The organism is Streptomyces sp. NPDC002785, assembly GCF_040295565.1.
Classification (GTDB): domain Bacteria; phylum Actinomycetota; class Actinomycetes; order Streptomycetales; family Streptomycetaceae; genus Streptomyces.
The window spans coordinates 1-10,795 of sequence record NZ_JBEOVN010000227.1; the positions used below are offsets into that span (position 1 = coordinate 1).

Consider the following 10,795-nt stretch of genomic DNA (forward strand, 5'->3'; position numbering starts at 1 on the left):
GAGAGCTCGGGGAAGGAGCGTCGTTGACTGACGACAACGCCGCAAGCGGAGTCGCAGGGCGTCGGGAGCCCGCTCCCTATCGTGGGGGAGGTCGTTACTCCCTGTCGCTCAGGAACAGCCTCCGCACCACGCGTTCGGCCGCGTGTCCGTCGTCGTACGGGCAGAAGCGCTCCCGGAATGCCGCCCGCAGCTCTGCTGTCCGCGCCGAACGCCACTCGCCCGACCTGAACAGCTCCAGCAGCTCGTCCTCGCTGGTGGCGACGGCGCCCGGGGTGTCGCCAAAGCGTCCGGAGAGCAGATCGAAGTAGGTGCCGCGCGAGGCCCGGTAGGCGGCCCAGTCCGGGGCGTGGCTGATGATCGGGCGGTCCAGGCAGGCGTAGTCGAACATCAGCGACGAGTAGTCGGTGATCAACGCGTCGGAGACCAGGCAGAGTTCCTCGACGGACGGATATCCCGTCACGTCCACCACCCGGGCGCCGTCCAGCTGTGCCGAGCGGCCGTAGAAGTAGTGCGCGCGGACCAACACGATGTACTCCGGCCCGAGTTCGCGGGCGATTCGTTCCAGGTCGACGTGAGGGACGAAGCCCTTGCGGTAGTCGCGGTGGGTGGGTGCGTACAGCAGCACGGTCCGGTCCGGGGCGAGGGAGAGGCGCTGCCGGATCGCGGCGGTCTGCTCGGGGGTGGCGGTGAAGAAGATGTCGTTGCGCGGGTAGCCGAGGTTCAGATGCTCGTATCCGGACGGGTAGACCCGGTCCCAGATCTCGGTGGTGTGCGGGTTGGCGGAGAGGGAGAAGTCCCACTGGTCGGCGTGGGCGACGATCTTCTCGAAACCGATGCCGTTGGCGAGGGCCGGGTAGGCGCGCTGGTCCAGACCCATGGTCTTCAGCGGGGTGCCGTGATGGGTCTGGAGATAGCGCTGGCCGGGACGTTTGGTGAAGCCGCCGGGGAAGCTGGAGTTGTTGATCAGGTACGTGGCGGTGGCCATCGCCCGCCAGTAGGCGCGGGAGCCCTCGATGACATACGGGATGCCGGGCGGCATGCGGTCGCGGTGACGGGAGGAGACGGCCCAGACGCCCCGGATGTGCGGGGCGAGTTCGAGGGCCTTGGCGTGGATCGCGGCCGGGTTGCAGGCGACGCCCCGGTTCCAATAGGCCCCGTACACCGCGAGGTCGGGGTCCAGGCGGCGGTGCAGGTCGGTGCGGTAGGCGGCGCGCATGACGCGGGCCCGGAGCGTCTTCTTGTGGCGGCGCAGGGCGGCCCGGGTGCGGGTGCGGCCGGTGCGGGCGGCTTCCTGGGCGCGGTGGACGGCGTAGCTGCCGGGGAGGGCTGCGGCGCGGTGGAAGGCGGCGCGGTCCTCGGGAGCGGTCCGGCCGGGGTCGGCGAGGACGGCGCGCAGGTGGCGGGTGCGCGCCATCTGGATCCGTGGGTCGTGGCCCGTCTCGGCGAGCAGTTGTTCGTATGCGCCGAGGATCGCGAAGTGGTGGCGTCCCGGGGTGGTGGCGAAGGTGCCGGAGCGGCGGATGCGGTGGCGGACACAGATCCGGTCGAGGGTGTCGAGCGTACCGGCGTCGGAGGCGAGGAGGGTGGCGCGGTGGACGGGGAGGACGTCCTCGTAGGGGCCGTCGGTGAAGTGGAGGCCGTGCGCGGTCCAGAAGGCGTGGCGGAAGAGGCGCGGGGCCGCGGTGGAGAAGCCCTCGGCCATGGGTGCCGGGGACGGGATGACGGGTGCCGGGGGCGAGACATCCCCCCACCAGTCGACGCGGTCGTGTCCGAGGAGGAGTACGTCCGGTTCGCTCGCGGCCAGCCGGCCGGTGATCGCTTCCAAGGCGCTCGGTCGCAGCAGGTCGTCGCCGTCGAGGAAGAGGAGATACCGGCCGCGTGCCTCTGCCGCCCCGGCGTTGCGGGCCGGACCCGCCCCGCGGTGCTCGGGGAGCGTGATCACCCTGACCCTCGGGTCGCGCGCCGCGAACTCGGCGGCGATCTCGGCACTGCCGTCCCCCGACCGGTCGTCGACGACGAGAAGCTCCAATTCACCGGGGCCCTGGCCGAGCACGGACTCCAGGCTCGCCCTGAGATATCCCTGAACGCGGTGGACGGGCACGACAACACTGAGGAGCATGGCAGCCGAGCGTAATCGCGCACCCACCGCGCACCGAATCGCGTGTTCACCCGTTCGGGGCAGTGCCGGTGACCCGGCGCGTCCGCCCCGGTTGACCTGGCATGAAGCCGCGCCTCAGTGTCGTCGTCCCGGTCCACAACGTCGAGGACTATCTGGAGGACTGCCTGCGGTCGGTGGCCGAACAGTCGGTCGCCGACATCGAGGTGGTCCTCGTCGACGACGGTTCGACGGACGGCAGCGCTGCCGTCGCCAGGGCGTTCGCCGCCCACGACCGCCGCTTCCGCTATGTCCATCAGCCCAACGCGGGGCTGAGCGCGGCCCGCAACACGGGCGTGCGGCACACCACGGCGGACGTGCCGTATCTGGCGTTCGTCGACAGCGACGACGTCGTCGTCCATGACGCCTTTGAGCGGATGCTGGCCTCGCTGGAGTCGACCGGCTCCGACCTCGCCACCGGCAATGTGTGGCGACTGACCGAGCAGGGGCGGCAGCAGGCCTGGCAGTACCGCTGGCTGACCTCCACCCGGGCCCGCACCCACATCAGCCGCGATCCGCGACTGCTCGCCGACCGGGTCGCCTGGAACAAGGTGTTCCGGCGCTCCTTCTGGGACCGGCACGCCTTCGCCTTCCCGGAGGGGAAGCTCTACGAGGACACCCCGGTGATGATCCCGGCGCACTTCCTCGCGGGCTCGGTCGATGTGCTGCACGAGCATGTCTATTACTGGCGGGTGCGGGAGGGGTCGATCACCCGGCGGCGTACGGATGTGCAGGGCGTACGGGACCGGATCTCGGCATGCGAGCAGGTCAGCGCGTTCCTTGCGGGCCGGGGCCGGGTGTCGAACGGCGGTGCGCGGCGCCGCTACGACCTCTCGTGCCTGCGCGACGACTTCGTGTACTTCCTGGAGGGGCTCGCGATGGGCGGTCCCGAGTACCGGGATGCGTTCATGACGGACGCGGGGGCGTTCCTGGACCGGATGGAGCGGATGGAGCGGATGGACGGGGTGGCCGGGCAGGGCCGGGCCGTGGCCCATGAGCTGCCGGTCGAGTTGCGGATCAAGTGGCAGCTGGTGAAGGAGCGCAGGCTTGCGGAGCTGCTGGCCGTGCTCGCCTTCGAACGGGCCAACGGCGCCGGAACGTTCACGGTCGGCGGCGTACCGGGGCGGCGGCAGGCCGGATTCCCCGGCATCCCGGACAGCACCCGCCTCGCCCGTACCGATCTCCCGGCCGTGGCACGGCTGTTGGAGGCTCAGTGGGGCGAAGACGGAAAGCTGCGGCTGCGCGGTTACGCGTACATCCGCAATCTGCCGGCTGCGGCGCCGCGCCACTCGCTGAAGATGGGCATGGTGCGCGCGACCCGCGGCCAGCATCTGCGAACGGTGCCGGTACGGAACGTGCCCGCACCCGAGGCGACCATCAACTCCGGTCAGCAGTTGCACAGTTATGGCCACTCGGGCTTCGAGCTGACTCTCGACCCGCGTCGGCTGCGGCCCGGCGGCTGGCTGGTGGGCATGATGGTGGCCGCTCATGGCACGGTCCGCCGGGTGGCCGTGCGGGCCGTGGAGGCGGGGGCCGTGCAGCCGCTCGTCCATGACCTGGGCGACGGGCGGCGGGCGGTGCTCGACTACCTGGACGGGCGGCTGAGGCTGACTCTGACGCAGTTGCCGGCCCGGTGCGAGGACCGTCGCATCGGCGAGGAGCTGGAGTTGACCGGCCGGCTGTACGGGGGCGCCCTGCCGAAGGCCTTGGTGCTGACCTGTGAAGGGGTGGCGGACCAGGAGTTCGGCCACCCGGTCGAGTGCCGGGCCGACGGCCGTTTCACAGTACGGATTCCGCTCACCGACCTCGCCGGGATGGCGGTCGCGCCACAGGCACCGCACCGAGCGCCCCGCGAGGTCGAGCCGGAGCCCGGTGGGCGGTGGCGGGCGCGGCTGGTGCTGGCGGACGGGTCGAGGGTGCCGCTGGCCGCGGCCCCTGAGGCGGCGCCGCCGGTCGTGGCCGATGCGGCGGGCGAGCTGGTGCTGGACCTGAGCGGGCAGCCGTTCGTGGACGGGGCGGCGTGGACGTCGGACGGTGCGCTGCGGGTGGAGGGGGTGACCGGCGCCGGGACGGGCGTGCGGCAGGACGAAGGCCCGGCCCACCTCGTACTGCGGCACGAGGCACTTCGCGAGAGGGTGGCTGTCCCCGTCACACACGAGGAGCCGCGCGCGGGGGCGTACGGGAAAGCGGACGCCGGGGCGTACGAGGGGCGCCGTTTCACCGCGTTCCTCGCGCCCTCGGTGGCCGCGGGGCTGCACGAGGGCCACTGGGACGCGTATCTGGGCGGTCGGCCGGTCCGTGTGCTGACCGCGCTCACCGCCCGGCTACCGCTCCGCCGCACCGGGGCGGGCACCACGGCCCCCGCGCCCGGCCGAGGGTTCGCCCTGGACCGCAGGTTCGGCGACCGGCTGACCGTGCAGGCCGGGCCGGTACTCGCGGTCGCCGATCGGGGCGCGTACCGCCGGGCCGAGCTGCGCGGCACGCACTATCCGGCCCGGCGCGTGCTGCCACTGCGGGACGCCGTCCTCTACACGGGCGGCGACTCGCCGCGTGCCCTGCACGCCGAACTCCTGCGCCGGGGCGTGAAGTCAAAGCACCTCTGGGTCACCGACGGGCTCCACGGGCACGTCCCTTCCGCCGCCGTCCCGGTCATCGAGCACAGCGCCGCCTGGCACGAGGCGCTGGCACGGTCCCGCCGGATCGTCACCGCCGACCAGCTGCCCGAGTGGTTCGAGCGGCGGCCCGGCCAGATCGTCGTGCAGACCTGGCACGGCACGCCGCTCGGCCGCTTCGGCGCGGATCTGGGCGGCACTCTGTACGCCGACCACCACGAGCTCGCCTCGCTGCCGCGCCGGGCGGCCCAGTGGTCCGTCCTGGTCTCCCCCAGCCGCCACTCCACCCCGCTGCTGCGCCGTGCCCTCGGCTACGGGGGCGAGGTCCTGGAGGCGGGTTCCCCCGCCAACGATCTGCTCTTCGCCGCCGATCGGGCCAAGACCGCCGAGCGGGTACGGCACAGGCTCGGCATCCCGGACGGCCGCCGGGTCGTGCTGTACGCGCCGACCTACCGTGACCAGCTGGCCCACCTGCCCGGCACCGGCGGCGAGCGACCCCGTTACCGCTGGGATCCGGCGCTCGACCTGGCAGCGCTGGCGCGGTCCCTCGGCGACGGCCACACCGTGCTGGTCCGGCGCCACCCGCGGGTGACCGGCAGCGTGCCCGAGGGACATGGCGTACGCGATGTGTCGGCGCACCCGGACACCGCGGAGCTGCTGCTGATCGCCGATGTGCTGGTCACGGACTATGCGGGGCTGATGTTCGACTACGCGCACACGGGCCGCCCGATGCTCTTCCACACCTACGACCTCGAGCACTACCGCGACACGGTGCGCGGTTTCTGCCTGGACTTCGAGACCCGTGCGCCGGGGCCGCTGCTCGTCGGCACGGACGAGATCGCCGGGGTCCTGCGCGATTCCCGCGCACTGACCGCGTCGGCGGCCCGGCACGCGGAGGCGTACGAGAGTTTCCGCCGGGACTTCTGCGACCTGGACGACGGCGGGGCGGCTGCGCGGGTCGCGGACCGGCTGCTCGCCGAGCGGTAGTGCCTAAGGGCTGTCCCGTAATCCCTGACGGGCGCACGACGACAGCTACGGCACCTCGCCGCGTTGTCGAAACGTCCGAATACATCCAGTATGCGGACGCCCCTCCGCCTTGCGATGCACCGCATCTGACGCCGCGCGCTGATCCACCAGGGATTACGGGACAGCCCTTACCCGGCTCAGTTCTTGAGAGCGGCGACGGCGGATGCCGCCAGGTCGTCGAGGTAGCCCTTGGGTAGCGGGGTGCGGACGACGGCGAGCCGCCAGTAGAGCGGGCCGACGATCAGGTCCAGCGCACGGTCCGGGTCGCTGTCCTCGGGCAGCTCGCCGCGCGCCACGGCGTCCCGTACGACGACGGCGGCGATGCCCCGATGCGGGTCCAGCAGAGCGGCCTTGATCGTCTCGGAGATCTCCGGGCTGCGGGCCGCCTCGACCAGCAGGTCCGGGATGACCTGCGAGGCGACGGGGTGGCGCAGGGCGTAGGAGGCGAGTTCCAGTACGGCGCGGACATCCCCGTACAGCGAACCGGTCGCCGGAGCCGGCATGCCCTGGACGGCGACGGCGGAGACCAGGTCGAGGACCAGGGCCAGCTTGGACTTCCAGCGGCGATAGACGGCGGTCTTGCCGACACCCGCGCGCCGGGCGATGCCCTCCATCGACATCCGCGCGAAGCCCACCGCGGCCAACTCCTCGAAGACGGCGCTGCGAATCGCATCGGTGACGTCCTCGCGCAGCACGGCGGCTCCGGCGGGGACACGGCGGCGGGTTCCCGGGTCGGTGGTCATGACCGAATCATAGTCCGTAACGACGAAACGGTTGCGTTGCGACGTGGATGCGCCCTACCCTCAGCGTTGCGACGATACGGTTCCGTCCCGTCGGTCGTCGTGTTCCTGCCCTCCCGTCGAAAGCGATCGTGGTGAGCCAGACAACAACCCCAGCGGCCCCGGCCGACACGCCTGCCGGTACGCCCCTTCCGGTGTACGCACCGGGTGAGCTAGCCGCGCTCGCCGCCCGCCACGGACTGACCATGAGCGGAGCCCGGCCCTCGCTGGGCGCGTACATCCGGCAGCTGTGGGGGCGGCGGCACTTCATCACGGCATTCGCCACCGCCAAGCTGACCGCCCAGTACAGCCAGGCGAAGCTCGGCCAGATCTGGCAGATCATGACCCCGCTGCTGAACGCGACGGTCTACTACTTCATCTTCGGCGTCCTGATGAACACGAAGCGCAACATCGAGGACTTCGTTCCGTTCCTCGTCACCGGCGTGTTCATCTGGACCTTCACCAGCAGCTCGATCACCGCGGGCACCCGTGCGATCAGCGGCAACCTCGGCCTCGTCCGGGCCCTGCACTTCCCGCGCGCCTCGCTGCCGATCGCGCTGGCCCTGCAGCAGCTCCAGCAGCTGCTGTTCTCGCTGGGCGCGCTGGTGCTGATTCTGGTGGGGTTCGGGCAGTTCCCCAGGCCGTCCTGGCTGCTGGCGATTCCGGCGCTGTTCCTGCAGGCAGTGTTCAACACCGGTGTCTCCATGGTGGTGGCACGGCTGGCCGCCCGGACGCCGGACATCGCCCAGCTGATGCCGTTCGTCCTGCGCACCTGGATGTACGCCTCGGGCGTCATGTGGAGCGTGGACACGATGCTCGAGGGGGACCGGGTTCCGCACTTCGTGATGGTGATGCTGGAGTGCAATCCGGCGGCGGTCTTCATCGACCTGATGCGGTTCGCGCTCATCGACAGCTTCGGCGCGTCCCATCTGCCGCCGCATGCGTGGGCGATCGCCGCGGGCTGGGCGCTCGTGTGCGGCGTGGGCGGATTCGTGTACTTCTGGCAGGCGGAAGAGCGGTACGGACGTGGCTGACAACATGGCTGACTACAACGAGCGGGTGCCGACCGTCGTCGTGGACGACGTCCACATCACGTACAAGGTCAATGGCGCTCGTACCGGAAAGGGCAGCGCCACCTCGGCGCTCAGCCGGATCGTCTCGCGCCGGCAGACGCCCGGGGTGCGCGAGGTCCACGCCGTGAAGGGGGTGAGCTTCGCCGCGTACAAGGGCGAGGCCATCGGCCTGATCGGTTCCAACGGCTCGGGGAAGTCGACGTTGCTGAAGGCGATCGCCGGTCTGCTGCCCGCGACGAAGGGCCGGGTGCACACCCAGGGCCAGCCCTCGCTGCTCGGGGTGAACGCGGCGCTGATGAGCGATCTGACCGGCGAGCGCAACGTCGTGCTCGGCGGCCTCGCGATGGGTATGACACGGGCCCAGGTCCGCGAGCGCTACCAGGGAATCGTCGACTTCTCCGGCATCAACGAGAAGGGCGACTTCATCACGCTGCCGATGCGGACGTACTCGTCCGGCATGGGCGCCCGGCTGCGCTTCTCGATCGCGGCCGCCAAGAGCCATGACGTCCTCCTGATCGACGAGGCACTGTCCACCGGCGACGCCAGGTTCCAGCGGCGCAGCAAGGAGCGGATCAAGGAGCTGCGCAAGGAGGCGGGCACGGTCTTCCTGGTCAGCCACAGCAACAAGTCGATCACCGAGACCTGCGACCGGGCGATCTGGCTGGAGGCGGGGACGCTGCGGATGGACGGTCCGGCGGACGAGGTCGTGGCCGCGTACGAGAAGTTCACCGGCAAGAAGTAGCGGCGCGGGCGGCGGGCCAGGGAGAACGTCCGGGGCGGTCGGGGCGGTCGGGGCGGTCGGGGCGATAAACTCCCGTGCCGCACAACGGGGTTGTCCGGATACCGCTCAGGAGACACATTCAGGACGGCGTACCCGGGACCGCTGCGGGCGGACGATCCGCGGGAGATCTCCGCTCAGCCCGAACCCGCCGGCGCCCAACACCAAAACCCGAGCCCAAAGGTCGAGCCCGTCCGGCGATGGGGGCGGGGCGGTCGCCGGGCACCCCGGCAACCGCCCCGCCCCCATCAGCCCCTACGCGTGCGTACGCAGCAGCGTCCGCATCGTCCGCATGGCCACCGACAGATTCGCCAGGTCGAACGCTTCCGACCCTCGGATCTCCTCAAGCGTGGAACGCGACCGTGTAAGGATCGCCGCGTTCTTCTCCTCCCACGCCTTGAACCGCTCCTCCGGTGTAGAGGTCCCGTTGCCCACGGACAGCACATCCGCGGTGAGCGCGGCATGCGCGGCGTACAGGTCCTCGCGGATGGAGGCGCGGGCCATGGACTGCCAGCGGTCGGCCCGCGGCAGCTCGATGATCCGGTCCATCAGCTGGGTGATGCCCAGCCGGTCCGCGAGGTCGTAGTACACCTCGGCGACGGAGAGCGGGTCCTTGCCGGTGCGGTCCGCGATCGCCACGATGTCCAGCACCGGGAAGGCGGAGGAGAATCCGGCGACCCGCTGGGCCAGCTCGCCCGGGACACCCGCCTCGGTGAGCTCGTCCAGGATCGACTGGTACCACTCCAGGTCGGTGCCCATCAGCATCTTGGGCAGCTCGGCCCAGACCTGCTCGACACCCGCCTTGAAGAAGCCGATTGTCCCGGCGATCTCCAGCGGCTGCGGCCGGTTGCCGAGCAGCCAGCGCGAACCGCGCTCGACGAGCCGGCGCGAGTGCAGCCGGATCCGGGTCTGCACATCGGCGGCGACCGTGTTGTCGAGCGCCTCGACGGCGTCCCACACCTGGCCGAGGCCGAAGATCTCGCGGGCCGCGAACTGCGCCCGCACAATCTCCTCGATCGAGGCGCCGGTCTCTTCCCGCAGCCGGTGCAGGAAGGTCGAACCACCGCTGTTCACGGTGTCGTTGACCAGAACCGTGGTGATGATCTCGCGACGCAGCGCGTGCCCGTCGACCGCCTCGGGGAACTGCTCGCGCAGCTGCTGCGGGAAGTAGGCGTGCAGCAGCTTCTGCAGGTGCGGGTCGTCCGGCAGGCTGGTCTTGATCAGCTCCCGGGCCGCCGTGATCTTCGTGTACGCGAGCAGCACGGCCAGTTCGGGCTGGCTGAGCCCCTTGCCGGCGTTCAGCAGTTCACGGATCTGCCGGTCGCTGGGCAGGAACTCCAGCCCGCGGTCGAGGTCCCCGTCACGGCCCAGCCGGCGCATGAAGCGCTGGTGGGCGTGGAGCAGGGAGGACGTCTGGGCCGTGGCGTTGGCGAGCGCCACGTTCTGCGCGTAGTTGTTGCGCAGCACCAGACGGCCGATCTCGTCGGTCATCTCGGCGAGCAGCTTGTTGCGCTGCTTGACGGTCATGTCGCCGTCCCGGACCAGACCGTTGAGCAGGATCTTGATGTTCACCTCGTGGTCGGAGGTGTCCACACCGGCGCTGTTGTCGATCGCGTCGGTGTTGATCCGGCCGCCGTTGCGGGCGAACTCGATCCGGCCGAGCTGGGTGGCACCGAGGTTGCCGCCCTCGCCGACGACCTTGGCCCGCAGGTCCTGGCCGTTGACGCGGATCGCGTCGTTGGCCTTGTCGCCGACGTCCGGGTTCGACTCGGCGGACGACTTGATGTACGTACCGATGCCGCCGTTCCACAGCAGGTCGACGCGGGCCTTGAGGATGGTCTGCATCAGCTCGGCCGGCGTCATCTTCGTGACACCCGACTCGATGCCGAGCGCCTCACGCATGTGCGCGTTGACCGGGATGGACTTGGCGCTGCGCGGGTGGACGCCACCGCCCGCGGAGAGCAGCTTCTTGTTGTAGTCGGCCCAGGAGCTGCGCGGCAGGTCGAAGAGGCGGCGCCGCTCGGCGTACGAGGTGGCGGCGTCCGGGTTCGGGTCGATGAAGATGTGCCGGTGGTCGAAGGCGGCGACGAGCCGGATGTGCTCGGAGAGCAGCATGCCGTTGCCGAACACGTCACCCGACATGTCACCGACGCCGACGACGGTGAAGTCCTCGGTCTGGGTGTCGTGGCCGAGCTCGCGGAAGTGCCGCTTGACGGACTCCCAGGCGCCGCGGGCGGTGATGCCCATGCCCTTGTGGTCGTAACCGGCGGAACCGCCTGCCCTTGCCGCGGCTCAGCCTGTCGTCGATGCCGAGCTCCCGGGCCAGCCGGGACAACACCTGCGCGCCCGCCAGCTCCTGGAAACCGCCCGCG

At 70.8% G+C, this 10,795-nt stretch carries 5 protein-coding genes and 1 pseudogene; 3 read left to right on the forward strand and 3 right to left on the reverse strand.

The genetic code is table 11. From position 1 onward, the window contains the following. Window positions 1–94: 94 nt before the first annotated feature. Window positions 95–2,119: a bifunctional glycosyltransferase/CDP-glycerol:glycerophosphate glycerophosphotransferase gene (locus ABTZ94_RS32745; RefSeq protein WP_351206310.1), complete on the reverse strand. Its 2,025-nt coding sequence runs from the start codon at window positions 2,117–2,119 to the stop codon at window positions 95–97. Between the two features lie 101 nt (window positions 2,120–2,220). Here ABTZ94_RS32745 and ABTZ94_RS32750 point away from each other — a divergent pair, with 101 nt between their 5' ends. Next, window positions 2,221–5,754, forward strand: coding sequence for a bifunctional glycosyltransferase/CDP-glycerol:glycerophosphate glycerophosphotransferase (locus tag ABTZ94_RS32750; RefSeq protein ID WP_351206312.1), 3,534 nt, complete (start codon window positions 2,221–2,223; stop codon window positions 5,752–5,754). A gap of 176 nt (window positions 5,755–5,930) precedes the next feature. Here the strand turns inward: ABTZ94_RS32750 and ABTZ94_RS32755 are convergent, their stop codons facing one another. Continuing rightward, window positions 5,931–6,536 carry a TetR/AcrR family transcriptional regulator gene (locus ABTZ94_RS32755; RefSeq protein WP_351206314.1) on the reverse strand — a complete coding sequence of 202 codons (606 nt, stop codon included), beginning with the start codon at window positions 6,534–6,536 and terminating at the stop codon, window positions 5,931–5,933. Window positions 6,537–6,664: 128 nt separating this feature from the next. Between ABTZ94_RS32755 and ABTZ94_RS32760 the strand changes: the two genes are divergently transcribed. Then, window positions 6,665–7,606, forward strand: a complete 942-nt coding sequence (locus ABTZ94_RS32760; RefSeq protein WP_351206316.1) for an ABC transporter permease — start codon at window positions 6,665–6,667, stop codon at window positions 7,604–7,606. A gap of 4 nt (window positions 7,607–7,610) precedes the next feature. Further along, window positions 7,611–8,387 carry an ABC transporter ATP-binding protein gene (locus ABTZ94_RS32765; protein ID WP_351206318.1) on the forward strand — a complete coding sequence of 259 codons (777 nt, stop codon included), beginning with the start codon at window positions 7,611–7,613 and terminating at the stop codon, window positions 8,385–8,387. A 291-nt stretch (window positions 8,388–8,678) separates the two neighbouring features. Here the strand turns inward: ABTZ94_RS32765 and ABTZ94_RS32770 are convergent. After that, window positions 8,679–10,712: pseudogene (locus ABTZ94_RS32770) on the reverse strand (NAD-glutamate dehydrogenase domain-containing protein); the annotation flags it as partial. Window positions 10,713–10,795 lie beyond the last annotated feature (83 nt).

Excerpts from the sequence above, each read along its gene's own strand:
- ABTZ94_RS32745 (WP_351206310.1), bottom strand. The coding sequence starts at position 2,119 with ATGCTCCTCAGTGTTGTCGTGCCCGTCCACCGCGTTCAGGGATATCTC.
- ABTZ94_RS32750 (WP_351206312.1), top strand. The coding sequence starts at position 2,221 with ATGAAGCCGCGCCTCAGTGTCGTCGTCCCGGTCCACAACGTCGAGGAC.
- ABTZ94_RS32755 (WP_351206314.1), bottom strand. The coding sequence starts at position 6,536 with ATGACCACCGACCCGGGAACCCGCCGCCGTGTCCCCGCCGGAGCCGCC.
- ABTZ94_RS32765 (WP_351206318.1), top strand. The coding sequence starts at position 7,611 with ATGGCTGACTACAACGAGCGGGTGCCGACCGTCGTCGTGGACGACGTC.